Annotated in this window: 24 protein-coding genes; 5 read left to right on the plus strand and 19 right to left on the minus strand. The window is 68.8% G+C overall.

Annotation, left to right across the window (positions count from 1 at the left end; genetic code table 11):
• Nucleotides 1–259 precede the first annotated feature (259 nt).
• Nucleotides 260–583, plus strand: coding sequence for a hypothetical protein (locus HY726_12845; GenBank protein ID MBI4609882.1), 324 nt, complete (start codon nucleotides 260–262; stop codon nucleotides 581–583).
• A gap of 34 nt (nucleotides 584–617) precedes the next feature.
• Here HY726_12845 and HY726_12850 read toward each other — a convergent pair whose 3' ends face one another.
• From HY726_12850 to HY726_12860, 3 genes are all read right to left on the minus strand, one after another.
• Nucleotides 618–1004 carry a type II toxin-antitoxin system VapC family toxin gene (locus tag HY726_12850; GenBank protein MBI4609883.1) on the minus strand — a complete coding sequence of 129 codons (387 nt, stop codon included), beginning with the start codon at nucleotides 1002–1004 and terminating at the stop codon, nucleotides 618–620.
• Nucleotides 997–1224, minus strand: coding sequence for a CopG family transcriptional regulator (locus HY726_12855; GenBank protein ID MBI4609884.1), 228 nt, complete (start codon nucleotides 1222–1224; stop codon nucleotides 997–999). The genes HY726_12850 and HY726_12855 overlap by 8 nt, the downstream gene beginning before the upstream one ends.
• Before the next feature lie 265 nt (nucleotides 1225–1489).
• Nucleotides 1490–1705, minus strand: a complete 216-nt coding sequence (locus HY726_12860) for a hypothetical protein (protein ID MBI4609885.1) — start codon at nucleotides 1703–1705, stop codon at nucleotides 1490–1492.
• Between the two features lie 559 nt (nucleotides 1706–2264).
• Between HY726_12860 and HY726_12865 the strand changes: the two genes are divergently transcribed.
• Nucleotides 2265–2741: a thermonuclease family protein gene (locus tag HY726_12865; protein MBI4609886.1), complete on the plus strand. Its 477-nt coding sequence runs from the start codon at nucleotides 2265–2267 to the stop codon at nucleotides 2739–2741.
• Between the two features lie 248 nt (nucleotides 2742–2989).
• Entirely contained in the window at nucleotides 2990–3391 is a 402-nt protein-coding gene (locus HY726_12870) for a RidA family protein (GenBank protein ID MBI4609887.1), read from the plus strand.
• 74 nt (nucleotides 3392–3465) lie between these two features.
• On the opposite strand, the gene HY726_12875 is transcribed toward HY726_12870, so the two are convergent.
• From HY726_12875 to HY726_12945, 15 genes are all read right to left on the minus strand, one after another.
• Complete coding sequence (locus tag HY726_12875; protein MBI4609888.1) at nucleotides 3466–3654, minus strand: hypothetical protein; 189 nt, start codon at nucleotides 3652–3654, stop codon at nucleotides 3466–3468.
• 107 nt (nucleotides 3655–3761) lie between these two features.
• Nucleotides 3762–5111, minus strand: coding sequence for a sigma-54-dependent Fis family transcriptional regulator (locus HY726_12880; GenBank protein ID MBI4609889.1), 1350 nt, complete (start codon nucleotides 5109–5111; stop codon nucleotides 3762–3764).
• Nucleotides 5108–7297: a GAF domain-containing protein gene (locus HY726_12885; GenBank protein ID MBI4609890.1), complete on the minus strand. Its 2190-nt coding sequence runs from the start codon at nucleotides 7295–7297 to the stop codon at nucleotides 5108–5110. Before HY726_12885 ends, HY726_12880 begins: the two co-directional genes overlap by 4 nt.
• A 15-nt stretch (nucleotides 7298–7312) precedes the next feature.
• Complete coding sequence (locus tag HY726_12890) at nucleotides 7313–8227, minus strand: ABC transporter permease (protein ID MBI4609891.1); 915 nt, start codon at nucleotides 8225–8227, stop codon at nucleotides 7313–7315.
• A 79-nt stretch (nucleotides 8228–8306) separates the two neighbouring features.
• Nucleotides 8307–9251, minus strand: coding sequence for an ABC transporter permease (locus HY726_12895; GenBank protein MBI4609892.1), 945 nt, complete (start codon nucleotides 9249–9251; stop codon nucleotides 8307–8309).
• Between the two features lie 79 nt (nucleotides 9252–9330).
• Nucleotides 9331–10872 carry an ABC transporter substrate-binding protein gene (locus HY726_12900; protein MBI4609893.1) on the minus strand — a complete coding sequence of 514 codons (1542 nt, stop codon included), beginning with the start codon at nucleotides 10870–10872 and terminating at the stop codon, nucleotides 9331–9333.
• 23 nt (nucleotides 10873–10895) lie between these two features.
• On the minus strand, nucleotides 10896–12494 hold the full coding sequence (locus HY726_12905) for a D-aminoacylase (protein MBI4609894.1): 1599 nt from the start codon (nucleotides 12492–12494) through the stop codon (nucleotides 10896–10898).
• On the minus strand, nucleotides 12487–13857 hold the full coding sequence (locus tag HY726_12910; protein ID MBI4609895.1) for an amidase: 1371 nt from the start codon (nucleotides 13855–13857) through the stop codon (nucleotides 12487–12489). The genes HY726_12905 and HY726_12910 overlap by 8 nt, the downstream gene beginning before the upstream one ends.
• A gap of 55 nt (nucleotides 13858–13912) precedes the next feature.
• Nucleotides 13913–15754: a bifunctional homocysteine S-methyltransferase/methylenetetrahydrofolate reductase gene (locus tag HY726_12915; GenBank protein MBI4609896.1), complete on the minus strand. Its 1842-nt coding sequence runs from the start codon at nucleotides 15752–15754 to the stop codon at nucleotides 13913–13915.
• Entirely contained in the window at nucleotides 15751–16278 is a 528-nt protein-coding gene (locus HY726_12920; protein MBI4609897.1) for a shikimate kinase, read from the minus strand. Before HY726_12920 ends, HY726_12915 begins: the two co-directional genes overlap by 4 nt.
• Nucleotides 16279–16350: 72 nt before the next feature.
• Nucleotides 16351–17094, minus strand: coding sequence for a hypothetical protein (locus HY726_12925; protein MBI4609898.1), 744 nt, complete (start codon nucleotides 17092–17094; stop codon nucleotides 16351–16353).
• Nucleotides 17095–17132: 38 nt separating this feature from the next.
• Entirely contained in the window at nucleotides 17133–17717 is a 585-nt protein-coding gene (locus tag HY726_12930; protein MBI4609899.1) for a hypothetical protein, read from the minus strand.
• Between the two features lie 110 nt (nucleotides 17718–17827).
• The gene (locus HY726_12935; GenBank protein MBI4609900.1) at nucleotides 17828–18745 is read right to left on the minus strand and encodes a homocysteine S-methyltransferase family protein; all 918 of its coding nucleotides are present in this window, start codon (nucleotides 18743–18745) and stop codon (nucleotides 17828–17830) included.
• 10 nt (nucleotides 18746–18755) lie between these two features.
• A complete protein-coding gene (locus HY726_12940; GenBank protein ID MBI4609901.1) occupies nucleotides 18756–19406 on the minus strand; it encodes a corrinoid protein in 651 nt (216 codons plus the stop codon).
• A gap of 55 nt (nucleotides 19407–19461) precedes the next feature.
• Entirely contained in the window at nucleotides 19462–20835 is a 1374-nt protein-coding gene (locus HY726_12945) for an MBL fold metallo-hydrolase (protein ID MBI4609902.1), read from the minus strand.
• Between the two features lie 316 nt (nucleotides 20836–21151).
• On the opposite strand from HY726_12945, the gene HY726_12950 reads away from it, so the two are divergent.
• Nucleotides 21152–22972, plus strand: a complete 1821-nt coding sequence (locus HY726_12950) for a cyclic nucleotide-binding domain-containing protein (GenBank protein ID MBI4609903.1) — start codon at nucleotides 21152–21154, stop codon at nucleotides 22970–22972.
• Nucleotides 22969–23733 (plus strand): 3',5'-cyclic-nucleotide phosphodiesterase, encoded by a 765-nt coding sequence (locus tag HY726_12955; GenBank protein MBI4609904.1) that lies wholly within the window; start codon nucleotides 22969–22971, stop codon nucleotides 23731–23733. The genes HY726_12950 and HY726_12955 overlap by 4 nt, the downstream gene beginning before the upstream one ends.
• Before the next feature lie 203 nt (nucleotides 23734–23936).
• Here the strand turns inward: HY726_12955 and HY726_12960 are convergent, their stop codons facing one another.
• Nucleotides 23937–25103, minus strand: coding sequence for an MFS transporter (locus HY726_12960; protein ID MBI4609905.1), 1167 nt, complete (start codon nucleotides 25101–25103; stop codon nucleotides 23937–23939).
• Nucleotides 25104–25127 lie beyond the last annotated feature (24 nt).

Consider the following 25127-nt stretch of genomic DNA (forward strand, 5'->3'; position numbering starts at 1 on the left):
AAAACCGGTGACACCGGTGACAGGTGGTGACGGAGCCGGCAGCTCCTCTTCCAGGAGGCCTCGACCGCGCGCCGGCGGAGCCGGAGCACCCGGCGCCGCTGGCCGCCCACCCGGGCGACGACACTGGGCGCCCCGGGGGGGAAGGAACGATAAAAGCCCTCTCTCCCGCCCGTCCCGCCCCGACTCCGCGCCCGCGGCTGCCGGCCAGCCCCCCCTCTCGGCGTCAGGCGCACCTCCAGGACCATGGCCGGCGCTCGCCATGCTTCTGTTCCTGCTTTCGCTGGGGGGGATCCCGTTCGTGGCGGACTTCTGGGCCGAGCTCTACGTCTTCCGGGCGGCGGCTCAGGTGGGGCTCTACTGGCTCGTGGCGCTGGGGGCGGTGCTCACCGTGGCGGCGCTCTTCTACTACCTGATCATCGCCCGGCGGATGTACATCGAGGGGCCGGCGCGCCCCGGGCCGATTCCCGTCGCCCCGGCTCTGGGCCTCTCAGTCCTCCTCTGCGCCCTCGGCGTCGTGGCCCTGGGGGTCTACCCGAAGCCGCTGGTGCTAGCCGCCCTCCGCATCGCCTCGGGGCTCTGCTAACAGTAGCTCCCCGGCACTGCGCGATAGTGTTCGCTCACGCAGAAGGTGAGAAGAACTGGAGGTCTCTCATCGGGTAGTGCCGTCGGTTCAGAGTCCACAGGGGAACTTCCTGAACCGATGCCGTCGCGGCAATCAGTGCATCGCCCAGCTCGACGCCATGAGACCGGGAATACAAATGCAGATAGTAGCCGGCTTTCTTCCCGATGTCCGCGGAGACGACAAGAGTCTCGAGCACCAGGAACAGATTGTCCAGCTGCCGTTCCTCTCCCTTTCTCGCGCCGGCAAAGATCTCGGCGACGGAAACCGGCGTCCAGCTCAGGATATGCCCGTCTCCAAGGAGACCAGGGATGAGCCGGGCAATGGGAACGGTGCCGCGGAGCCAGGCGATGATGACGTCCGAGTCGAGAAGAATCTCAGCCAGGCCTGAGTCTCGCTAAGCGCGTGCCACGGCGTAACCGCCGGACGATTCCGCCGACCTCTTTGAGGTCTCTCCTGTGCGCCCAGATCCCCGACAGTTGCCGGGCCAGCGCGATCTTGTCGATCCCTTTTCTGGCCATGTATTTCTCCCGAACGCTCTCGCGCACGAGTTCTGACACCGTCTTGCCGCGCTGACGACTCAGGGCCGCGAGTGTGCGAGCCATCTCCTCGTCTAAGTACAACTGCGTTCGTTTCACGTTTACGATGTATAGTATACATCGTTAGCGTCGGCAAGAGGTATTCCATGCGTTGCAGGGAGATCGCTCGCTTCGAGGGGCGTCGGCGCGCGAGGAGCTCGCCGGGGCGGAGGAGATCCGATCAGGAGTGCCCAGTAAGGAAGCGCCCGCAAGCCTCGCTATTTGGGGCGTGGGCAGACCTCGTGCGGCGGGCCTTCGAGCTTCTCCGCGCCCGCGGAGCGTCACAGCCTGCCTACCCGGCCTGCTTGTGGGCGAACTCGATGATCCGCTCGATCGCCCGCCGGGAGGCGGACGAGCCCGGATTCTTGCGGATGAACGCCTGGCCCTCGCCCTCGAGCGCGTCACCAACGCCGGGACGATTCGCCTGAAGAAGCGCCTGCTGTTCATTGCCAACTCGCTCAAGCAACACCCCGTCGGGCTCAGCGCCGCACCCTGCGTTGCGCGGCACCCAACAGGTCGTCCACCAACATTTCGTCGAGGTCCAGTCTCTCTCGGCGCCCGAATCGCGGGACCGGACACGCCCGTGGGTCAGGCCCTGGGCCAGCACGGCGTCAACCAGTCTCTCGGCGTCTGAATCGCGGGGCCGGCCACCGCCGTCTTCCGCCCGTCCGCCCCCTTCACGCTCGGTAGACTTCTCAATTCGGGCCAAGCGCTGGAAGAAGGTAGACCACCCGCAGGCCGAAGAGAAGAAGGACCGCAAGTCCGAGCGTCAGTACGACCAGGACTGCGGTGCCCGGCATATCCGCTGTATCCTCCTATGCCACATGAAGCTGCCGCTCAGCAGCCCGCGCACCCGGCCCGCTGGAGCGGCTGGCTTCGTAGACGCCGGCGAACATTCGCTCTCCCCGCAGGCTACCGTAGATCAGGATGGCCTTCCGCTGCGCTGCTGACCCGCCAACGGGCGCGGCAACGCCGGGAATCACCGGTTGACGAACTCATCGTTCGCGCCCTGGACCCAGGTGTATCCAAATGTTGACACCAAGGGGGCGGCATGACACCGTGGGAGCATGCAGTCGGTCGCGCGTGTGGTCGCCGTGCTCCTTCTGCTCGGCGCGATGGCCTCGGCCTGGGCGGCGGAGCGCAGCGTGCTGGACGGTACGGTCGTCCGCGTAGTTGACGGCGACACGATCCACGTGAGGGTCGGCGACCGCGTTGAAAGGGTCCGCTATATCGGCGTCAACACCCCTGAACTGCATCACCCCACTAGAGGCGAGGAACCCGGAGGCCGGGAAGCTCTGGAGCTGAACCGACAGCTCGTCGCGGGCAAGCGCGTCCGCCTCGAGCTGGACATTCAAGAGCGCGACCGCTACGGCAGGCTCCTGGCCTACGTCTGGGTCGCCGACCTCATGGCGAACGCGGAGCTGGTGCGGCGAGGATACGCCCAGGTTATGACTGTGCCTCCGAACGTGCGGTACCAGGCGCTTTTCCTGAAACTGCAGCGGGACGCGCGCGAGGCCGGCCGCGGCCTGTGGCGCCGCGCATAGTCCACGGATCGCCCGGCAGGGCAAAACGCGATAGCGCAGAGGTTCACCGAACCCGCCCGGGAGGCTGTGGGAGCCCACCAGGCCGTCACGAGCCTGATCGTGGACGCGAACTGGGCGCACGCGATCCACGTGTGCCTCGAGGTGAAGAGTCGAAGCGCGGACCCGCCGCAGGAACTCAGCTGCGCCCCGCTCCGCTGCCGGTTCCGTGTCCGGGACGTGGGACGGGATTGTCGAGAGGAGGCAGATCCATGACGCTCGCGGGCCGGAAGGAAGAGATTCGGGTCCCTGGCATGCCGGAGCCGATCAGCCACTACACGCACGTGGTGAAGGTCGGGCCGCTGGTCTTCGTCTCGGGCTGCGTCGCCTCCGACGAGCAGGGACGGACCGTGGGCGGCAGCGACGTCGGTGCCCAGGCGCGCCAGGTCCACGAGAACCTGAAGCGGTGTCTGGCGGCGGCGGGCGCGACCTTCGCCGACGTCTGCAAGGTGAGCGTCTTCCTGAAGAACGTGGCCGATCGGGAGAAGGTGAACACGGTGAGGAAGGAGTACTTCGGCCCGAGCCGCCCGGCCAGTACCCTGGTGGAGATCTCGCGCCTGGTCCGCGACGACCTGCTCCTCGAGATCGAGGCCATCGCAGTCCTGCCGGGATAGCCGCGTCCGGCTCCCCTTCCGGGGTTGCTCGCCCGCCTGGTGTTGCCCGCCCTGGCGCCGCGTGCGCCGCGGGCTCAGAAGGTGAGCGCGGGGCCGTGGTGGAGCTGGTGAGACTGAGCCTCGCTCGCCGAAGGGAGCGCAGGCTCCATCACCTGCTCGGCGACGGGCGTGGCTCGCTGCCAGCCCCTGTGGGAGTCGAGCCAGAGGTCGAAGAGCGATAGCAGCAGCCCGACCGCGAGCACCCCGATCACGAGCGCCTTCATACTTCGCTACTCCATCCACACAGAACAACCGCTGGTCTCCGGCGATTTATTCCCGGCGCCGGCGTGTGAGGTGAGCGACACGCCAGAAGTGAAGCCGCCGGACAGGCCTACTTGTAGAGGTCTGGGGTGATCTTGTAGGAGAGGATCTTGCGGTAGAGGGTCTTGGGGTCGATGCGCAGAAGGGCCGCAGCCTTCCCGCGATGGCCGCCGACCTGCCGGAGCGTGGCGATGATGTGCTGGCGCTCGATTTCTTCCAGGCTCCCCGGCGAGGGCCCACGTCCCGGCTCCCCGCACCGGACCTCCGACGGCAGGTCGTCGGGCTGGATCTCGGCGCTCCTGGAGAGGATGGTCGCGCGCTCGATGGCGTGCTGGAGCTCCCGCACGTTGCCGGGCCAGTCGTAGGCCTCCAGACACCCCAGGGCCTTTGCCGAGAGTCGTTTCACCCCGTAGCCCGCGTTCTGCTGGAGGAAGTGCTCGGCCAAGAGCGCGATGTCCTCATTCCGCTCCCGGAGGGGTGGCAGCCAGAGCGTGATCGTGTTGATCCGGTAGTAGAGGTCCTGCCTGAACTGACCGGCCCTCATGGCCTCGCTCAGATCCCGGTTCGTGGCCGTGACGACCCGGGCGTCCACGGCTCGGGTCCGCGTCCCCCCGACCCGGAAAAAGCTCCCCGTCTCAAGGACCCGGAGAAGCTTGACCTGGCTGTCCGGCTCGAGCTCGCCGATCTCGTCCAGGAACAGGGTCCCGCCGTCCGCCAGCTCGATCAGTCCGGGTTTGGTCTCGACCGCGCCGGTGAACGCTCCCTTCTCGTGGCCGAACAGCTCGGACTCGAGCACCTCGCGCGGGAGCGCCCCGCAGTGGATCGGCGCAAACGCTTCCCGGGCGCGCGGAGACCGCTCGTGGATCGCCCGCGCGACGAGCTCCTTCCCCGTCCCGCTCTCGCCGAGGATCAGCACGGTCGAGTCCGTGGGCGCCACCCGCTCCACGAGCGCGAGCACATCCAGCATCTTCGGGCTCCGGGTCAGGATCCCGCCGAACCGCGCGCCCCCCGCCACGCGGGCGCGGAGCGCAATGTTCTCCCGGATCAGCCGGCCCTTCTCCGCAGCCTTTCGGATGAGGACGTCCAGCTCCTCGATCTTGGCGGGCTTCGTCAGGTAGTCGTAGGCACCCAGCTTCATCGCCTCGACGGCCGTGGAAACATCCTGAAACCCGGTCATCACGATGGCCTGGGGCGCTTCGGGGAAACGCTGCAGCTCCCGGAGCAGGTCGATCCCCTCCATCCGCGGCATCTTGATGTCGAGCAGGACCACGTCCGGGCTCGACTCCTTCAGCCGCTCCAGCGCCTCCATGCCATCGGCAGCCCCTTCGACCTCATGCCCCTTGCGCGTGAGCTCGCGCAACAGCAGCTCGCGCAGGTTCTTCTCGTCGTCGGCCACCAGGACCCTGAGCTTGCGGCTCACGGCTGGCTGCCCTCGGGCGCAAGGGGAAGAACCACACGGAACCGGGCGCCCTGCCCTGGCTGCGACGTGACCTCGATCCTGCCACCGTGATCGGCCACGAGCCCCTGAGCGATGGTGAGCCCGAGCCCGGTCCCCTGACCGGGGGGCTTCGTGGTGAAGAACGGGTCGAAGATGCGCGGCAGAAGCTGGGGGGCGATTCCGGCTCCGCGATCCTCGAACTCCACCTCGACCTCGCCGCCGGTGAGGCGCCGAGTTCTGAGCGTAAGGACCCCCGTTCCCTCCATCGCCTCCAGGCCATTGGCACCCAGTGTCAGGAACACCTGGCGGAGCTGCCCCTCGTTGGCGAGTACCGGGGGCAGGTCCGGATCCAGCTCGGTGACGAACCGCGCCCCGGAAAAGCGGGGCTGGTGACCGAGGAGCTCCAGCGCCTTGCTCGCGACGGCGTTCAGGTTCGTGGACGCGCGCCCGCTCCCAGGCTCGCGCACGAGCTGGAGCAAACTCCCGGTGATCTCCTTGCAGCGGTAGGCCTCCTCTTCGACGAGCGCCAGGTAGGACGGGAAATCCTGGAACGCCGCCAGGCCGGCGAGCTCCGGAGCACGGGCCCGCTCCTTCAGGGCTTCGGCGCAGCCGGCGATGGTGGCCAGGGGGTTGTTGAGCTCGTGGGCCACCCCTGCGGCGAGGCGGCCGGCGGTGGTGAGTCGCTCGTTGAGGAGCATCTGCCGGGCCAGCCGTTTCTGGAGCGTGATGTCCTCGACGATGAGCACGATGTGGGTCGCGGTTGCGCCGCGGCCACCGAGCGGCGCGGCGGTGAGCCGGAGGGTTTTGTCCTGACCGTCTCCCCTCAGCTCCACCTCCTCCTGGCTCACCTTCTTGAACTTGAGCACCCCTTCCAGAAACGCCTGGAACTCCGGGCGCTGGTCCTCGGGCATGAGGGAGAGGAACGCGCGGCCGCGCGTGGGTTCGCAGGGGAGGACGCCCGTCCCCACCGGGTTGACGGTCACCACGCTGAGCCGATCGTCAAGGACGTACAGGCCCAGCGGAAGCGCTTCCAGCACGACCTCGACGAAGCGCTTCTGCTCGTTCAGCTCCCGGGTCCGCTTGGCCACCATCGACTCAAGCTGCTCGCTGTAAGTCTTGATCGAGCTGTAGAGACGGGCGTGCTCGAGGGCGATGGCGGCCTGGTCCGCGAAGGCCGAGAGCAGGCGCTCCTCGTCCCCGGTGAAGCGGTGGACATCCCGCCGGAGCACGCTGAGGGCTCCCGTGGCCCGCCCCCCGACGAGGAGCGGGACCGTCAGCATCGAGCGGAGCCCATGCGCCCGCGGCAGGTCCGGGTAGCGCACGCGCGGATCGTTCCAGAGGTCCTCGCTCTGGACTGGCCCCCGTTCTTTCACCGCCAGCCCGGTGATCCCCTCGCCCACCTTGAGACGGATCCGCTGGACGATCTCGTCCGGCAGGTCCAGGCTCGCGCCCGAGCGAAGCTCCTCCGTTTCGGGATCCAGCGTCATGAGGCTACAGGACGCCGCCCCGAGGACCTCCCGGGCCTGCTCCAGGATCACGCGGATGGTCTCCTTCACCTCCAGGCTCCGGCTCACGGCCCGGCCAGCCTCGAGGAGGGCCTGGGTCTCGCGCGCTCGCCGCATGCTCTGCTCGAGGAGCCGCTCGTTCTGTACGGCGATGGCCGCCTTGTCGCCCAGGACCTTGAGCATCTCGTGCTGCTGGTTGGCGACGGTGTTGAGCGCCTCGCGCTGATGACGCCAGATCAGCTCCAGCGCTGAGCCCAGCTTCTCGAAGAAGCCCGGCGGAAGGCCGTCGCGACGAAGTCCTCGCGCGCCGCCACGGCCGATCAGAGCGAGCTGCCCGACCCGCCGGCGCCTTCCTCCGAGCGGCGCCTCCAGGAGCAGCGGTCGCTCGCGGCCCCGCCAGCCCGACGGCAGCTCCCGAGCGATGGCGAGGCGTCCGACGCGCCGGGCCAGCCGGTCCCGAAGCCACGCGTCGAGCGCCGGGGAGGCCCTGCGGCCTGCGGTGACCGTGCAGCGCGGGCCGTCCGCGGGGGAAAACACCACCCCCCCTGCCAGGGCACCGCTGAGGGTCACGAGGCGGCCGAGAACCCTGGTGATCCCGGCTTCCAGCGAGGGGGCGGCGATGAAGGTGGCCAGGAGCTCGGGAAAGAGGCTGCCATCCTTCATGGCGCTAATCTTATATCACGTCTCGCGCACCCCGCCCTGGATACCCCTGAGCTTCGGGTCGAGGAGATCGCGGAGGCCGTCGCCGAAGAGGTTCAGCCCCAGAATGGTCCCCATGATCGCCGCGCCGGGAAAGAGGGTCAGCCACGGCGCCTGCTGGAGGTAGAGCCGACCCTCGGCCAGGATGTTCCCCCAGGAGGGAATATACGGCGGCGCGCCGACGCCCAGGAAGGAGAGAGCCGCCTCGCCGAGGACCGCCGCCGCGAAGATGAAGGTCCCCTGGACGATGACGGGCGAGAGGCAGTTGGGCAGGATATGGCGCCAGAGAATCGTGAGGTCAGGGACGCCGAGGGCGCGGGCAGCCTCCACGTAGGGGGTCTCGCGAATCACGAGCACCGAGCCACGGACGATCCGCGCCACGCGCGGCGTGTAGACGACGCCCAGGGCCACGATGACGTTCAGCACGCTCGGCCCGAGCGAGGCCATCAGCGCGATCGCGAGGATGATGCCCGGGAAGGCCATCAGCCCGTCCATGATCCGCATGAGGACATCGTCCAGGGCGCGGTAGTAGCCGCCCAGGAGCCCGAACACGAGCCCCGCGGCAAAGGAGAGGATGACGACCGAGCCTCCCACGAGGATGGAGAGCCTCGCCCCGTACACCACCCGGCTCCAGACGTCCCGGCCGACGTCGTCGGTGCCGAACCAGTGGGCCGTGGTGGGCGCCGAGTGGCGGGCCTTCACGTCCAGGGCCATGGGGTCCCGGCGCGCCAGCGCCGGCGCCGAGAGGCCCGCGAACCCGACGATCAGCACCAGGAGGGCGCCCACCATGGCGATCTTCCGCCGGACCAGAAGCCTCAGCCGGAGCCAGCGCGGAGACCGCTCGGGCGCGGCGATCAACACGCGCTCGCGCACAATCTCGACCGTGGAATTCATTACCTCTCGGAGGGGGGCTCCGCCCCCCTTCCGAACCTCCCCCCGCAGGATTGCGCCGGCAAAGCCGCCGCTCGAAGGCTCATTGATAGCGGATCCTGGGGTCCAGGGCCAGGTAGGCCAGGTCCACCAGGAGGTTGATGAGCGTGTAGGCGACCGCGATCAGGAGGACCACACCCTGGATCACCGGGTAGTCCCGGCGGAGGACGGCGGAGATGATGAGCCGCCCGAGGCCCGGGATGTTGAAGACGGTCTCGATGACCACCGCGCCCCCGATCAGGATCGCGAACGTGATCCCAACCACGGTCAGGGTGGGGATGATGGCGTTCTTCAGCGCGTGCTTGTAGACGACCGCGCGCTCCGGCAGGCCCTTCGCGCGCCCGGCCAGGATGTAGTGCTCCCGGAGCACGTCGAGCATGCTGGAGCGGGTGATGCGGGCGATGAGCGCTGACTGGACGAGGCCGAGCGAGAGCGAGGGGAGGAGCAGCGAGCGCAGGTTGGCCCAGAGCCCAGACGCGAGCGGCACGTAGCCGGCCACCGGAAACCAGCCGAGCCAGACGCCGAAGACCAGGATCAGCAAGAGCCCGAGGAGGAAGTTCGGGACTGAGATGCCGAGGAGGGCCAGCAGCATGAACGACTGGTCCGCGACCGAGTTGTGGCGCCGCGCCGAGACGATCCCGGTGGGAACGCCGATCAGGATGGCGATGAGCGTAGCGAAGGTCGTCAGCAGGAGCGTCGGCTCGAGCCTGTCGGCGATGGCTTCGAGAACCGGGCGCCGGAGGAAGATGGAGTCGCCGAGATCGCCCCGGAGGAGGCGGCCGTACCAGCGGAGGAGCTGGACGGGGAGCGGCTCGTCCAGGCCGAGCTGGTGGTGAAGCTTGGCGATGTCGTCCGCGGTGGCGTAGGGGCCGGCGATGACGCTGGCGGGGTCGCCCGGGGCCAGGTGGACGAGGACGAAAGCCACCGTAGCTACCACCAGCATGACCGGGATGACCGCGAGGACCCGTCGGACCAGGTAGACTTTCACGGCTCAGGTATCGTCTTGTCGCAGGCGCACCCGGGAGACCCACGCGTTCGCGTGGGTACCCGGCCCCCCTCCGAGGGGACTACCTGGCGAGCCACGCGTTCCAGAAGAACAGCTCGGGCGTCGAGAGGAAGCCCCTCAGCTCCTTCCGCGCCACGTCCAGCGAGAAGGAATCGCCGAACTTGATCCGCCCCACGTCCTCGTAGAAGAGCATCTGGATCCGCTCGATCAGCGCTTTCTTCTTCTTCGGATCACTTTCCCTGACCGTTTCCGCGAGAAGCCGCTCCTTCTCTTCGTGGCACCACCATCCCGGCCAGTTGCACTGGATACTCGTGGCCAGCGCCGGGTCCGCCTGGAAGCTGAACCCGGTAGAAAAGACCTCGTACAGCTCCGGCTTGTTCCGGCGCTGGACCAGCGTCGCCCAGTCCACTACCTGGAGGTCGATCTTGAAGCCGGCCTCCTCCAGTTGTTGCTTCGCCACCAGGGCGTTCTTGTACATCCACTCGTACTCTTTGGTGGTGATCCAGCGAACGGGCTGGCCCGTGTAGGCGGCCTCCTTCAGGAGCTTCCGAGCCTTCTGCTTGTCCTTCTGGTTGTAGGCACTGACGGCCACCTGCGAATGCCAGACCGCCTGCTCGGGGTAGAAGAGGGCGCCGTCCAGCCGATAGAAGTCCTTATTGCCGACCCCGGCGACCATGATGGGCTCCATGTCCAGGGCGGCCTGGAAGGCCTGCCGGAGCTTCTTCGAGGTCATCAAGCCCTGCTTGTGGTTGAGCACCGCCGTGGCCCAGAAGGAGGGCTTCACGATCCGGGGCTCGAGGGCGGCGAGGTTCTTGATGCGTTCGTACTGGTCCTGCTTGATCTGCTGGCCGTAGTGGTACTCTCCGGTCTCCACCCCGGCCAGGCGTACCGCGACATCCGGAACCGGGATGAACAAGATCTCGTCAACGTAGGCCGTTCGCTTGCCCCCGTACCCCTCCGGCGGCTCGGCACGGGCCACGTAGTCCTTGAAGCGGGCCAGGCGGATGTGACGATCGGGCTTGTGTTCGACGAAGCGGAAGGGACCTGTTCCGACGAACTCTTTGAGCTGGCCGTCTCCGGCGGCGTCGATGACCCCTTTGGGATAGATAGCGGCGCCGTTGTTCGGGCGTCCCAAGCCGTACAGGAGCGAGCCGGAGGGCGCCTTCAAGTGGATGACGACCGTGGACGGGTCCTTGGCCTCCAACGCCTCGACATCCTTCCAGAGCAACTTGCCTGGGGTGGCCATCTTGCCCCAGCGCTGGAGCGACGCGACGACATCGGCGGCGGTCATCTCCTTGCCGTTGTGGAACTTCACCCCTTTGCGAAGGGTGATGGTGTAGCGTCGGCCGCCGTCGGCAATGGTGTGCCCCTCGGCGAGCATCGGGATCGGGTTGAAGTTCCGATCGTAGGTGTAGAGCCCCTCGTAGACGTGCCAGGTGATCTGCTGCGTGATGACCGCGGTGGTCCAGTGGAGGTCGAGCGACGGCGGCTCGCCGATCATGGCGGCCTTCAGCACGCCGCCGACCCGGGGTGTCTCCTGGGCCTGGCCTGGTACAGCGAGAAGAACGCTGAGGGCGAGTAGGACGAGCGCCTTCGTCTTCATCGCGTCGCTCCTTTCCGAGCCGCTCACGGGGGCGGCAGCACTCTGCCCGGGAGGCTCCCGGTGTGTTCGCCGCCTTTGACGACGATCCGGCCGTTGACCACGACGTGCTCGATCCCCGCGGGATACTGGTGGGGGGCCTCGTACGAGGCCCGATCGCTCACGCTGCGGTGGTCGAAAGCCACGAGGTCCGCCTTGGCTCCGACCCTAATCAGGCCTCGATCCGCGAGCCCGAGTTTTTTTGCGGGGAGCCCGGTCATCTTGTAGACCGCCTGCTCGAGCGTGAGCAGGCGCTCCTCCCGGGCGTAGCGCCCGAGGACCCGGGGGAACGTGCCGTAGCTCCGGGGATGCGGTTTCCCCTGAGCAAGGTCGCCGGAGGGCGCCAGCGCCGAGCCGTCGGAGCCGATCATCACGTGCGGGTGGGCGAGTACCCTTCGCACGTCGGCCTCGTCGAGCTGGAAGAGGATCATGGACGCTTTTCCACGCTCGGCCTCGATCAGCTCGAGCGCTACCTCCGGCGGGGGGACCTTTCGGGCTTCGGCGATCTCGGAGAGGCGCTTTCCCTCCGCGTCACGCCGGCTCGGCGCGTAAGCGATCATGATGCCGTCCCAGCCCACGTTGACGGCAAAGTCCTCGCGGCCGCCGCCCCCCCGCTCGATCTCGGCAGCGATGCGGGCGCGGGTCGTGGGGTCGGCGAGCCGCTTCAGCATCGCGTCGACGCCGCCCTCGAGCGCCCAGTCCGGGAGGAGGGTCCGGAGCGTCGTGCTCGAGGCGGTGTAGGGATAGACGTCCGCCGTGACGTCGAGCCCTTCAGCCCTCGCAGCGTCGATCAACGCGATGGCTTGCGCCACCTTCCCCCAGTGGAGGCGCCCCGCCGCCTTCAGGTGGCTCACCTCCACCGGCAGCTCGCCCTCACGACCGATCCGGATCGCCTCGGCGATTGCGTTGAGCAAACTGCTCCCCTCACCGCGGATGTGGCTCGCGTAGACACCCCGATGCTGGCCGGCCACGCGCGCCAGCTCGACGATCTCGCCGGTCTCGGCGAAGCAGCCCGGTGCGTAGATCAGCCCGGTCGAGAGGCCCCACGCCCCACCCTCCATGCTTTCCCCGACGAGGCGCTTCATCGCCGTAAGCTCACCGTCCGTGGGCGGCCGCCTGGCGAACCCCATCGCCGCGATCCGGAGCGTGCCGTGGCCGACGAGCTGGATGACGTTGACGGCGCACCCGTCTCGTCCGAAGCGGTCCAGGTACTCGCCGACCGAGCTCCAGGCGAAGTCCATCCCCGCGGGAAGATAGAGGGCGAACCCCTTCAGGTCCTCCGCGAACGCCGGATTCACCGGCGCCGGAGAAAACCCGCAGTTCCCGACCACCTCCGTGGTCACGCCCTGGCGGATCTTCGACTCGGCGCGCCGGTTCGCCCAGAGCCTCCAGTCGGAGTGGGAATGCATGTCGATGAAGCCCGGGGCCAGCGTGAGACCGTGGGCACGGAGCGTGAGGCCCGCGGGCTCACGCGAGAGGTCACCAACCGCGGCGATCGTCTCGTCCCGGACCCCGACGTCAGCCCTGAACCCGGGCGTCCCGGTTCCGTCGACGACGAACGCCCCTTCGAGCTTGAGGTCAAACACTCCTGCGCACCGTCTCCGGAGGCGCCGCGGTGAAGCCGAGCTGGGCCTCGCACCAGCGCGCGACGGCAAGGAGCCGCGGCTCGTCGAACGCCGCGGACACGAGCTGAACCGCCAGCGGAAGCCCGTCCATCGTGAGCCCGGAGGGAAGCGAGATCGCCGGGAGCCCCGCAAAGCTCCACGGCGCGCAGAACGCCGGGTCACCCGTGGAGTCGAGCCCCTTCGGCGCCGGCGCCCCCGCCACAGGCATCAGCAGCGCGTCAGCGCGCTCGAAGCTCGCGGCCATCTCGTCGCGGAAGCGCCGCCGGTGCTGCTGGGCGGCGACGTACTCCACGGCCGAGATCGTCGGCCCCGCCTCGATCAGCGCGCGGAGCTTCGGCCGGTACTGCGCGGCGTGGGTAGCGAACCGCGCCGCGTGGAACGCTGCCGCCTCCACCCGCACCACGCGCGCGCCGGCGTCGTGGATCCCCTCGAAGCTCGGCGGGAGCTTGATCTCCTCAACCGTGGCGCCGCCCCGGCCCAGGCTCTGGGCGACGCCTTCGAGGTGGGCGGCGACCTCCGGGCTGGCCCGCTCGAGGAAGAACTGGCGGGGAAGCGCGAGGCGAGGCGGCCGCTCGGCCCGCGAAAGCGCTCCGACGTAGTCCGCGAGGGACTCGCGCGAAGAGAACGGGTCACGCGGGTCGTGGCCGGCGAGGACCTGGAGGCCCAGCGCCGCGTCGGTCACGCTCCGGGAGAAGATCCCGACGTGGTCCAGGCTCCACGCGAGCGGGACCACGCCCCGGCAGCTGACCCTGCCGTGAGTCGGTTTGAGGCCGACCACTCCGCAGTACGCCGCCGGGCGAAGGGTGGAGCCGACCGTCTGCGAGCCGAGCGCGAGCGGGACCATACGCGCCGCGACGGCCGCCGCCGACCCGCTCGACGAGCCGCCGGGCGTGTGCTCGGGGTTCCACGGGTTCCGCGTCTCCGCAGGGTCCAGGTACGCGAACTCGGTGGTCGCTGTCTTCCCCAGGACGACGGCCCCGGCCTGGCGGAGGCGGCCGACGGTCTCGGCGTCGTCAGCCGGGTGCTCGTGGGCGAAGGGACCCGCCCCGCACGTCGTGACCATCCCGGCCACGTGGTAGATGTCCTTCAGCCCGACGGGGAGGCCGTGGAGCGGGCCTCGCAGGCGGCCCGCCTGAGCCTCCCGATCGCGCTGACTCGCCGTCTCCAGCGCCCCGCCCCGGTCCACCGTGACCCAGGCCTTCACGTCGGGATCGAGGGCGTCGATCCTGGCCAGGAGTGCCTCGACCAGCGACACGGCGGAGAGCTGGCCGTTCCGGATCGCGGCGACGGCCTCCGTGGCGGTCAGAGCATGAAGCGGCGTCATCGGGAACCTCCTGGGCGACCGGCGCTGGCCCCGAAGCCCTGCGCGCGGCGCCCCGTCAGCGGAGGGCGTCGAGGACCTCGGCCGCCACCTCGAAGCGACCGAAGGAGGGAATGAGGTACGCGCCGGCGTAGCGCCGCCGCGCCTCGGCCAGAACCTCCTGCGCCATCGCGATCCCAACCTTGAGGGCTCCATCGCCCGCCGCCTTCATCCGGGCGCGGACCTCCTCGGGGATGCTCACGCCCGGCACCTCGTTGTGGAGAAACTCGGCGTGGCGGTAGGTGTGGAGCGGGAGGATGCCGACGACGATCGGGATGGGCGGACGCCCCAGCCGGGCCAGGAACTGCTCCAGCGCCTCGAGATCATAGACCGGCTGGGTCTGGGCCCAACGCGCCCCCGCCTCGACCTTCTGGAGCAGACGCGCCAGCTCCCGGTCCGGATCCACGGCCGACGGGTTCAGGCCCACCCCGACCGAAAAGCTCGTCGCCTCGCCGATCGGGTTGCCGGTCGCGTCGAGGCCACGGTTCATGCCCTCGACGATCCGGATGAGTCCCACCGCGTTGACGTCGAAGATCGCCGTCGCGTTCACGTAGTCCCCGGCCCGGGGCGGATCCCCCTTGATGGCGAGGATATTCCGGATCCCCAGGGCGTGAGCGCCAAGCAGATCGGCCTGGATCCCCATCAGGTTCCGGTCGCGGCACGTGAAGTGCATGATGATGTCCAGCCCCGTCGCCTCGCGCACCAGGACCGCTGTCGGCAGCACCGACATCCGAATGCGGCCCAGCGAGCCGTCGTTGATGTCGACGATCTCCACGCCCCGCTCCTTCAGGAGCTTGGCGCCCTGGACCAGCTTCTCGATGTTGTGGCCGCGCGGGGGGTCCAGTTCCACCGTGACGAAGAACTCGTCGGCCTGGAGCTTGCGGGCGAGGAGCGTCGTGACGCCTTGAGGACTGACGAGCGGCGCCTCCTCGCGCCGGACCGGGACCACGGACGGTCGCCGGGCCGTGATGCTTACCGACCTGCGGCGGTCCACCACCTTTCGCATGGCCCTAATGTGCTCCGGGGTCGTGCCGCAGCAGCCGCCGACGATCCGCGCCCCGGCCTCGAGCATGCGGCCGGCGTACTCCGCCATGTACGCCGGCGAGGACAGGTACATGAGCCGCTCCCCAACGCGGCTCGGGAGCCCCGCGTTGGGCTGGATCGAGAGGGGATGGCCATCGGCCTCCGGAAGCATCTGCTCCAGGATGTCGAAGAGCACGCTCGAGCCCACCGAGCAGTTGGCCCCGATCACCTCGACGGGGAGCTGGCGGAGCGCGCGCACCACCTCGACCGGGCTGCGCCCCGTGAACGTGACGCCTTCCTCGGTGAAGGCCGTCTGCGCGATGATCGGCAGGTCGCACACCGCACGGACCGCCTCGACGGCGAGCCGAATCTCCTGGAGGTCCGAGAAGGTCTCCACGATGAAGGCATCGACGCCGCCGGCCCTGAGGCCTTCCGCCTGCTCCCGGAACGCGGCGCGCGCCTCCGCTTCGGTCACGCCGCCCAGCGGGGTCAGGTACTTGCCCAGCGGCCCCAACGAGCCCAGGACGAGGACGTCGCGCTCCATGCTCTCAGCGACCTCCCGGGCGAGCTGGGCGCCGCGCCGGTTGATCTCCCGCACGCGCTCCGCCAGGCCGTGCACGGCGAGCTTGAAGCGGTTGGCGCCGAACGTGTTGGTCTCGATCAGGTCCGCGCCGGCGGCCACGTACTCGGCGTGGATCCCCCGCACCAGCTTCGGGTTGTTCTCGTTGAGCACGTCGAAGCAGGCGTCCAGGGAGACCCCCCGGGCGTACAGCATGGTGCCCATCGCGCCGTCGCAGAGGAGCGGCCCTTCGGCAAGCCTCTCGAGCAGCGGATTCATCGTGACGCAGGCTCCCGTCTCGCCAGGAGCGCGACGATCCGGGTCACGACCTGATCCGGGCCAAGCCCCTCGGTGGACACGGTGAGGTGCGCCTGCCGGTAATAGGGGATCCGGCTCTCGTGGAGTGCTCTCACCTCGGTTTTCGGGCGGTCGTCCAGCATGGGACGCGCCCCGCCCGGCAGGGTAGCCCGCGCGTAGAGCGTGTCGAAGCCGCCGTCCAGCCAGATCACCGTCCCGAGCGCCTTGAGCGCCTCCATCCCTCCCTCGCGGCACGGGAGGCCGCCGCCGGTGGCGATCACGTCCCCGCGCTTGAGCTTGATGAGGTCCAGGGCCTCGGCCTCCCGCCCCCGGAAGTACGCCTCACCCCGCGCGGCGAAGATCTCGGCAATCGGGCGGCCCTCCTCCGCAGTGATCATGTCGTCGGTCTCCACGAAGCAGCGTCCCAGGCGCCTCGCGAGGAGCCGACCGACGACCGACTTCCCCGATCCCATGAACCCGACGAGGATGATGTTGTCTCCCGCCATCAGCGGCCATCCTAGCGCGGGGATTCAGAAAAGTAAAGCAGCGCGCGCGCTTACGCGACGCACGGGGGAGGCTCAGCCACGGGCGCGGTGAACCGTCCGCTCCGCCGGGGCCCGACGGTAGGCGCAGTCCTGCATCCAGCAGCGACGGCACTGGGTGAAATAGTGATCGACCCGGGCCTCGGGACCGATCCCCACCAGGAAGGAGATGCTCTTGGCCGGGGTCATGACACAGGAGGCGTTGAGCGTCACCCCGATCGGATCGCCGGGGCAGAAGGCGAAGAGCCGGCCTTGCTCGGCGACGTCCCATCCCGCGTATCCGGGGCTCACCCGGTTAGTGACCTTGAGCGCCTCGGGGATCGCCACCTGGCAGAGCAGGTCGTTGACGTACTCCGCCAAGCTCTCGGCAGCGGCGGAGCCCACGCTGTCCAGCATCACCGCCAGAGGAAATTCGCGGGCATCGAACAGCTCCCGCACGCGCGACTCGATGGCGTCTCCGGCCGTGCAGATCGCCGCTCCCACGGCGACGAGCGGGCCCCAGAGGCGCTGGATCTCGGGGATGTGAAGCCTGGTGCCGCCGGCCAGGCGGATCTCACTCGGCCCCTGCCCCGCCACGGGCCCTGCTCGATACACCGCTCGGGGCTCGATCAGCTCTCCTCCGAGCCCCATCGCCGACTCCAGGATCTCGCGCACCTCTCTCGTCGGCTGATCGACCCCTTTCTTGTAGCCCTGGAACCGGAGCACCTCGTCCGGGTCGATCCGGAGGGGCACCTCGGCGAGCACGACCGCGCGGGAGGTCAGCACGGACTCGAGCGTCATAACCCGCAGCACACCCTCCGTGGTCACGAACGGCCCGATCAGATTTCGCCTTTGCGGAACTTCTGCCAGATCTCTCGGGCCTCAGGTGGGGTCGCGGCCGCCAAAAACCGGATCGCTTCGTCCAGCCACTCGAGCCGTTGCTCAATGGGCACCTGCAGATACTTCAGGATCTGCTCCTCGCCAACGACGTAGCCGAACCCGCGGTGCCCCGCCATCGCCGAGGCCGAGCCCCCGAACACCCGTTTTACCCGCTCCAGCGCGTCGACATCCGCCGCATCCTGCGCGCGAGGGGCGGCACGCTTCATCGTGATGAGATGGTTCAGGGATATCACCGGGATGCGGAGGCGGCCGGCGGTGAAGACCGTCTTCGCCCGATCCGCCTCTTCGAACGAGATCGGACTCTGGAGGACAAGGTCGACCTCCTGGAGGGGGCGCAGTGGGTGAAAGAACGTAAACGCCGGGAGCCCCCGCTGCTCCACCCACTCGCGGCGGCGGTCTGGATCGAGGAGCGCGATGGCCGCCACCGGGAGCCGCGGCGCATAGCCGAGCTCCTCGAGCGTCGAGAGAAGCGCGGCCAGATTCTCGGGGGACAGGTCGACCAGCAGGTCGAGATCGGCCGTCATGCGCGGAACGCCATACAGGTTCATTGCGACGGCACCGACGACGAGGAATCGGACTCGGGACTCCTGAAGTTTCGCCAGGACTTCTTCGTAGAACAACGGTGGAGATGTGGCTATCTCTGCGTGCGCGAGCGGACGACCTCGGCGATCCGGCGGATGTGCTCGGGAGTGGAGCCGCAGCAGGCACCGACGATGTTGCAGCCCGAGTCGAGGAGCGCGGGATAGTGCTTGGCCATGGCGTCCGGCTCCAGCTCGTAGGTGACCCTGTCCCCCTTTGTGATGGGGAGCCCGGCGTTGGGGTACGCGATCAGCGGCGCCTCGGTGACACGCCGCATCTCGCGAATGATCACGATGGCGCGGTCGGGGCCGCGGCCGCAGTTCATCCCCACCACGTCGGCCCCGGCCTGAAGCAGATTCCTGGCGACGTCCGCGGGGCTCTCCCCCCACATGGTGCGGTCGCGGTCGTGCAGCTCCTCGTATTGGAAGAACATGGTGGCCATGACCGGCAGATCCGTCACGGCCTTGCACGCCCGGATGGCGGCCACGGCCTCCTGGGGGAACATCATGGTCTCCACGGCGAACAGGTCCACGCCGCCCTCGGCGAGCGCTTCCGCCTGCTCCTTGAACGTCTCGAGGTACTCCGCGTCCGTGGTGTCACCCAGCGGCTCGTACTCGGCGGGAAGCCGGCTCGTGGGACCGATCGAGCCCGCCACCCATTTGCCCGGAGAACAGACCGACCTGGCGAGCTGAGCACCCTTCACGTTCAGCTCGCGCGTGCGATCGCCGAGCTTGTACTCGTTCAGCTTGAGCCGGCTGCCGCCGAAGGTGTTGGTCTCCACGAAGTCGGAGCCAGCGTCGAAGTAGCCCTTGTGGATCCCGCGGACGACCTCGGGGTGGGTGTCGTTCCAGAGCTCCGGGCAGGCCCCGTCCTTCAGCCCGGCGGCGAAGAGCATCGTCCCGTAGCCACCGTCGAAGAGCAGGATCTCTCCGGCCCGGACGTGCTCGATCAGCTCCCAGCCCCCCCGCGCCATCCCGCCCCCCTTACCTCTTCGCGGCCTGCGCCGCTTCCGCGGGGACGCCGCGGAGGGCTTTGGCCTTCAGCACCGCGAGGGTCGAGTCCTTCGCGTAGCCGTCCGCCCCGATCTCGTCGGCGTAGGCCTGGGAGACCGGCGCGCCGCCGACCATGACTTTGACCCGCTCGCGCAGGCCGGCCTTGACCAGGGCGTCGATCGTCCGCTTCATGGCGGGCATGGTGGTCGTCATCAGGGCCGAGACCCCGACGATGTCGGCGTTGTGCTCCTGAACCGCCGCCACGAATGCCTCGGGAGCAACGTCACGCCCCAGGTTGTGAACCTTGAAGCCCGCGCCCTCGAGCATCATCGCGACGAGGTTCTTGCCGATGTCGTGGAGGTCTCCTTGGGCCGTCCCGATGACCACGGTGCCGACGTATTCGCTCGTCGCCGACGCCGTGATCAGCGGCTTCAGGAGGTCGAGGCCCGCGTACATCGCACGGGCGGAGAGGAGGACCTGGGGCACGTAGTACTCGTTACGCCTGAACTTCTCCCCCACCACGTCCATACCGGGGATGAGACCCTTGAAGATGAGGTCCTTCGGCTCCATCCGGAGGTCGAGGCCCTCCTGCGTCTTCCGGGCGACGGTCTCCCTTTCGCCCAGGATCAGGGCCCGCGCCATCGTCGGGTAGTCGAAGTTGTCGTCGCCCGACTGCGTCGCCATCGATTCGCGTGCGTCAGGGCCTCGCCACAGGGTAGCCGGCCTTGAGCCAGGCCGTCATCCCGCCGCTCACGTTGTACCAGCCCTGGAGCCCGTGCCGCTTGAGCGTGCTGATGACCGTACTCGACCGGAGCCCGCCGGCGCAGAGGACCGCCTTCGGGCGTTCCGGCGGAAGCTCGCCCCGCCGCTCCACCGCCTCCCGCATGGGCAGGTGGAGCGCCCCCTGGATGTGCCCGTCCAGCCACTCGAAGGGCTCGCGGACGTCGATCACCACGACGTCGGGGCGCTCCTCGAGCCAGCTCGCGAGGTCGTACACCGTGATCTGGGGCACCGTCTCCGTCGGTAGTCCCTCGCTCCGCCACTCGATCATTCCCCACTGGAGGAAGCCGATCACCTCGTCGATTCCGACGCGCGCGAGCCCTTGGACGGCCCGCTCGAGATCGGACGGCCCCTGGGCCATGAGGAGGACCGGTACGCCGCTCGGGACGAACCAGCCCACGCGGTCGCCGAACTGCGGGCTTTCGATCCTCACGTTGAGGGCGCCGAGCACGTGCCCTTCGCCGTAGGTGGCCGGGTCGCGCACGTCCACGACACAGGCGCCCCGGGCGATCGCCTCCCACGCTTCCCGGGCGGTGTAGGGCCGCGGCTTGGCGGCCTCCAACGGGATCAGTCCTCGATTCTTCCCCACGATCTTCTCGAAGGAGGGCGGTTTCGGCGGGAGGCCGGCCATGAGCCGCTCGACGAACTCGGCCTTGCTCTTGACCTGGAGCGCGGGGTTGAAGCGCCGCTCGAACCCGATGGTGGACCCCGACTTGGCCGACATGACGCGTCCGCACAGCGAGCCGGAGCCGTGCGCCGGGTAGACCTCCACGCTGTCGCTGAGGGGGAGCAGGACCCGGCAGAGGCTCTCGTAGATCTCCTCAGCGGCCCGCGCGCCGCCGAGATCGGGGCGGCCCACGTCACCGACGAAGAGCGTGTCACCGGTGAGCACGAACCAGGGATCGTTCCCGCGCGAGCGGTCGGTCACGAGGATGCAGATGCTGTCGGGCGTGTGGCCCGGCGAGTGCAGCACCTTGAGGAGCACGTTCCCGATGCGGATCTCGTCGCCATCGCGCACGGCGAGGTGGTCGAAGACGGCCTTGGCGGCCTGATGGAGGACGATCGGGGCTTCGGTCACGGCGGCCAGGTCACGGTTCCCCGAGATGTGATCGGCGTGGGTATGGGTCTCGACGATGTGCGTGATCCGGAGTCCCCTCTTTCGAGCCAGCCGGAGGTAGTCGTCGGCCCGGTCCCGTCCGGGGTCCACGACAACCGCCTCGCCGGCCTCACCACAGGCGACCAAGTAGGAGAGACACCCGGCTTCCTCATTGAGGAACTGCTGGAAGATCATCGAGCACCCTCCGCTCCCACGCGCCCGGTCACACCGGGTCCAGACCGCCTGTCCATTCTTTTACCACTCTTTTACCACACGACTATCACACTCACCTAGGGTTAGCAAGCGCGGGACCTGGCTGCAGCGGCACGCACTTCTCATCGATTCCCACAAACCTGGGATTGACCGGCCCCGCCTGATAGACTAATATCTCGGGGCGATTCGCCGAAGTCAGGGTTTCCCGATTGAGGACAGCCGAGTGAAGGGAACTGTCTGCGGGCGGGAACGCGTGGAATAGGGTGTAACCCCCAAGGCGGAATAGGGTCTAATCCCGATGGTGATACGGTTTTGGGGCACGCGGGGATCTGTTCCCGCGCCGGGCCGCCGGACGGCGTTCTTCGGGGGCAACACGAACTGTGTTGAGCTGCGCGCCGAAGACGGCCAGGTCTTTATCTTCGACTGCGGCACCGGGGCCCGACCGCTGGGCCTCGACATTCTCAGCCGCGGGAGCACGCTCCCGCCGATTCACATCTTGGTGACGCACACCCACTGGGACCATATTCAGGGCTTCCCCTTCTTCGTGCCCGCCTACGTCCCGGGCGGCCGCCTCAGGGTCTACGGCGCACGGGGTCTGGACCGAACCCTGGAAGGTTCCCTCTCCGGCCAGATGCAGCACACGTACTTTCCCGTCCAGCTCGAGAATCTCCGCGCGGACATCGACTTCGTCGAGCTGAGCGAAGAGCGGTTCAACGTGGGACCCTACCGGGTCATCACGCAATTCCTGAACCACACCGCCCCGACGATGGGCTACCGCGTTGAGGCCGGTGACATGAAAGTAGTCTACTGCACCGATCACGAACCGTTCTGGTGGACGCCCTCGCGTCCTGGCTCGCCCAACCGCTTCGAGCATCCGGGTGAGCGGCGCCATCTCGAGTTTGTCGCCGGCGCGGAGCTCCTGATTCACGACGCTCAGTACAGCGACGAGGAGTATCCGGCCAAACGCGGCTGGGGTCACAGCACGATCGAGTACGTGACCGACCTGGCCATTCGCGCCGGTGTGAAACGGCTCGCGCTCTTCCACCACGACCCGCTGCACACCGACGCGTGGGTGCGGCAGCAGACGGAGCGCGCGCGGCGGCGTGCCCGGATCCAGGGGTCCAACGTGGAAGTCTTCGCTGCGGCGGAGGGGTTGGAAATCGCCCTCCCCGAGCCAATCTCCCGGGACGGCCGGGATCGAAGCCGGCAGGCCACCCGGCTAACTCCGACCGGTCATATCCTCGTGGCTGGCTCCGACCCGACCGCGGTCAAGGAAGTCCGAGCAGCGCTCGAGCCGGATGGCTACCGGCTGACCGCCACTCACACTGCGGACCCGACGACGCCCGCGGCGAAGCTCCGGCCCGACCTGATCGCGCTCGTCGGCCCGGGCAGCGAAGCCATGCTGCTCGACCTGGCCGAGCGGATCCGCGCGCAGAAGTGGGGCGCGCAGCTGCCTATCCTCCTCCTGACAGCCGCCGAGGGCCCCGGGGCCGCCGGGCGCCTGGTCGACGGCACCACCGATGTCCTCTCGCGCCCCTTCAACCCGGCCATGCTCCGGGCGCGCGTGCGCGCCTGGCTGAGCCATGCAGGAAGGCTCGTCCAAAGCAAGCCTGCCCCGAGCCCGCCGCGACCGTCGCGCGGGGCCATCCTCTCCGGAACCAGCCTGCTGAAGGGGCTGCCCTTCAACGAGCGAGCTGCACTCCTCTCCGGCGCGCTGACGTGTCGCTTCCGCAAGGGCGAGGTCCTGTTCCGGCAGGGGGATCGCGCGGGGGGCGTCTACTTACTCCGGAGCGGCCGGGTGCAGGTCAGCATCCAGCTCCCGGACGGCGGGACCCTGGAGGTGGCGGTGGCCAAGGCCGGTGACACGGTCGGCGAGCTGGCGGCGCTGGACGGCGGACCGCGGACGGCGACGGCGAGGGCTCTGGAGGCGACCGTCGCCGACTACGTCCCGCCGGAGATGTTTCAGTCCGGGCTTTCCGGCGCGCCCGGAGCGGGAATGCGCCTCCTCCGCCTCATGGCCGGGCGCCTCCGGGAGACGGACCATCTGGTCGGCGAGCTGGCCGGGGCGACTCACCGCGAGGAGACGCTCCGCCGCGGCAGTCGGCGCCAGACACGATGAAAATCCGCGTCCTCGGGTCATTCGGCGGCGAGGGGCAGGGACAGCGCCCCTCGTCGTTCCTGGTCAACGACCACGTCCTGGTCGACGCCGGGGCCGTCGCCGGCGCGCTCTCGGCCCCGGAGCAGGGGAAGATCGACTACGCGCTGCTCTCCCACGCCCACCTGGATCACATCGTGGGGCTGGCCTTCCTGACCGACACCCTGGCCATCACCGAAGCCAAGACGCCGGTGATCGCCACCGGGATTGCGCCGGTGATCGACGCGCTCCGGACTCACGGCTTCAACAACTCCCTCTGGCCCGACTTCTCCGCGATCCCCTCGGCCGAGGCCCCGGTCCTCCGGTTCAGGACGCTTCCCGAGGACACCGAGTCGCGGGTGGGCGAGCTCTGGGTCAGGCCCGTGCCCGTGGACCACACGGTTCCGACGACCGGCTTCATCATCCACGACGGAGACACCGGTTTCGTGTACTCGGGGGACACCGGGCCCACCGAGAGGATTTGGGCCGCCGCCCGGGGGCTCCGCGGGCTCCGGGCCGTGGTCGTCGAGACCGCCTTCCCCAACCGCCTCGACGCGATGGCCACCGCGTCCAAGCACCTCACGCCCGCCAAGCTCCTCCGCGAGATGGACAAGATACCGCCGGACCTGCCCCTCTGGATCTACCACATCAAACCCCAGTTCCTGGAGGAAACCGTCGAGGAGCTGATGAAAGTCGGCTCCTCGAGGATCCACATCCTCGAGCAGGGAAAGACCTACACCCTTTAGGACAATCGGAGGGGGGCCTCGACGGCCTCCTCCGAGGCCTCCCCCAGGAACACTGTAGTTCGAGCGTGGCGGGTTCGGCCATGCCGTGAGGCAGGCCACCCGCCGCGCGAGTCCCGAGTTGATTGCGCGGGCGCAGCCCGCGCTCCAAGGGTATTACTCCGACACCCTTTAGGCACGCGGCGCCTGGCGGCCGCGCGGCCTCATCACGAACGCTGGTCGCTCTCAGCGCGAAGGCGCCTGACCAGGGGCAGGCACGCGAGCCCCAGGCACGCGAGGGCCACGTACACGATCCCGGGCGCGAACCACGACAGGAGCGTCGTCGTGACCACCGGGCCCAGGAACGCCGCCCCGATGCGCGAGGAGTTGACGAACCCGATTGCTTGGCCGTCCGCGCGCTGGGCGATGCGCGCCACCGCAAGCGGGAAGATCAAGGCGACGGAAAGCACCTGGAGGAACCGGAGGCCGCCGAAGAGCCACGCGTTCGGGGCGGTGGCCAGCAGACCCAGGAGAACCGAGGATGCCGTCAGCGAGGACATGATCACCGTACGCTCTCCCAGGAGATCCGCCAGCCGGGGCGCCGCGACCGACCCGAGTGCCGCGGCGGCGCCGGAGGCGAAGATGAGGAGGCCGCCGACCTCGAGCGTGGCGGCCGGCGCCACCCCGAGGGGCGGGAGGATCTGGGGAAGCACGGCCGTGAGGAAAAAGATCTGGGTGGAGCCGGCCAGCACCAGCAGGCACACCACCCCGACCTCGCGCCACGCCGCGCGTCCCGGCACGGGCTCGACGGGCGGCGGGGCGTCGGGCAGCGGGACACCCCAGCGGACTAATCCCGAGCACCCCCACAGGATGGCACCGCCAAGAAGGAACGAGGCCGTGAAACCGAGGCGCGCCGCGGCGATCGCGCCCGCGAGCGGACCGAGCACCTGTCCGACGGTCATGGCCGACTGGATCGCCGAGACCTGTCGTCGCACGTCCTCGCCCCGGGAGCGCCCGGCGATGATGAAGGCGAAGGTGGACGCCGCGCCCATGATCCCGAGGAGGAGCCGGGCCAGGAAAAGCTCGGGAAGCGTCCGGGCCAGCGCCATCAGGAAGAAGCCAACCCCCTGGAGGAGCTCGACCACGACGTAGAAGGTTTTCGGGTTGCCGTAGCCCGCCAGCCGTCCCCAGACCGGCGCCGTGACCACCGTCGTGAGCGGCGAGATGCCCAGGATCCAGCCCGTCCACCGCAGCGTCGCGATCGGATCCCCCGGACCGAGGCGCTGGATGTAGAATGGCAGGCTCACGTAGACGAAGGACCACGCGAAGGCGCCGAAGAACATCGCGACCGGAAGGACGACGACGCTGCGGGCGCGGGACGAGGCGGCGATCACGCGAGCCGTCGCCACGGATCTGGA

This window comes from Candidatus Rokuibacteriota bacterium (assembly GCA_016209385.1).
Taxonomy (GTDB): Bacteria; Methylomirabilota; Methylomirabilia; order Rokubacteriales; family CSP1-6; genus JACQWB01.

Excerpts from the sequence above, each read along its gene's own strand:
- HY726_12845 (MBI4609882.1), top strand. The coding sequence starts at position 260 with ATGCTTCTGTTCCTGCTTTCGCTGGGGGGGATCCCGTTCGTGGCGGAC.
- HY726_12855 (MBI4609884.1), bottom strand. The coding sequence starts at position 1,224 with ATGGCTCGCACACTCGCGGCCCTGAGTCGTCAGCGCGGCAAGACGGTG.
- HY726_12865 (MBI4609886.1), top strand. The coding sequence starts at position 2,265 with ATGCAGTCGGTCGCGCGTGTGGTCGCCGTGCTCCTTCTGCTCGGCGCG.
- HY726_12870 (MBI4609887.1), top strand. The coding sequence starts at position 2,990 with ATGACGCTCGCGGGCCGGAAGGAAGAGATTCGGGTCCCTGGCATGCCG.
- HY726_12875 (MBI4609888.1), bottom strand. The coding sequence starts at position 3,654 with ATGAAGGCGCTCGTGATCGGGGTGCTCGCGGTCGGGCTGCTGCTATCG.
- HY726_12885 (MBI4609890.1), bottom strand. The coding sequence starts at position 7,297 with ATGAAGGATGGCAGCCTCTTTCCCGAGCTCCTGGCCACCTTCATCGCC.
- HY726_12890 (MBI4609891.1), bottom strand. The coding sequence starts at position 8,227 with ATGAATTCCACGGTCGAGATTGTGCGCGAGCGCGTGTTGATCGCCGCG.
- HY726_12900 (MBI4609893.1), bottom strand. The coding sequence starts at position 10,872 with ATGAAGACGAAGGCGCTCGTCCTACTCGCCCTCAGCGTTCTTCTCGCT.
- HY726_12910 (MBI4609895.1), bottom strand. The coding sequence starts at position 13,857 with ATGACGCCGCTTCATGCTCTGACCGCCACGGAGGCCGTCGCCGCGATC.
- HY726_12915 (MBI4609896.1), bottom strand. The coding sequence starts at position 15,754 with ATGAATCCGCTGCTCGAGAGGCTTGCCGAAGGGCCGCTCCTCTGCGAC.
- HY726_12920 (MBI4609897.1), bottom strand. The coding sequence starts at position 16,278 with ATGGCGGGAGACAACATCATCCTCGTCGGGTTCATGGGATCGGGGAAG.
- HY726_12925 (MBI4609898.1), bottom strand. The coding sequence starts at position 17,094 with ATGACGCTCGAGTCCGTGCTGACCTCCCGCGCGGTCGTGCTCGCCGAG.
- HY726_12930 (MBI4609899.1), bottom strand. The coding sequence starts at position 17,717 with ATGACGGCCGATCTCGACCTGCTGGTCGACCTGTCCCCCGAGAATCTG.
- HY726_12935 (MBI4609900.1), bottom strand. The coding sequence starts at position 18,745 with ATGGCGCGGGGGGGCTGGGAGCTGATCGAGCACGTCCGGGCCGGAGAG.
- HY726_12940 (MBI4609901.1), bottom strand. The coding sequence starts at position 19,406 with ATGGCGCGGGCCCTGATCCTGGGCGAAAGGGAGACCGTCGCCCGGAAG.
- HY726_12945 (MBI4609902.1), bottom strand. The coding sequence starts at position 20,835 with ATGATCTTCCAGCAGTTCCTCAATGAGGAAGCCGGGTGTCTCTCCTAC.
- HY726_12950 (MBI4609903.1), top strand. The coding sequence starts at position 21,152 with ATGGTGATACGGTTTTGGGGCACGCGGGGATCTGTTCCCGCGCCGGGC.
- HY726_12955 (MBI4609904.1), top strand. The coding sequence starts at position 22,969 with ATGAAAATCCGCGTCCTCGGGTCATTCGGCGGCGAGGGGCAGGGACAG.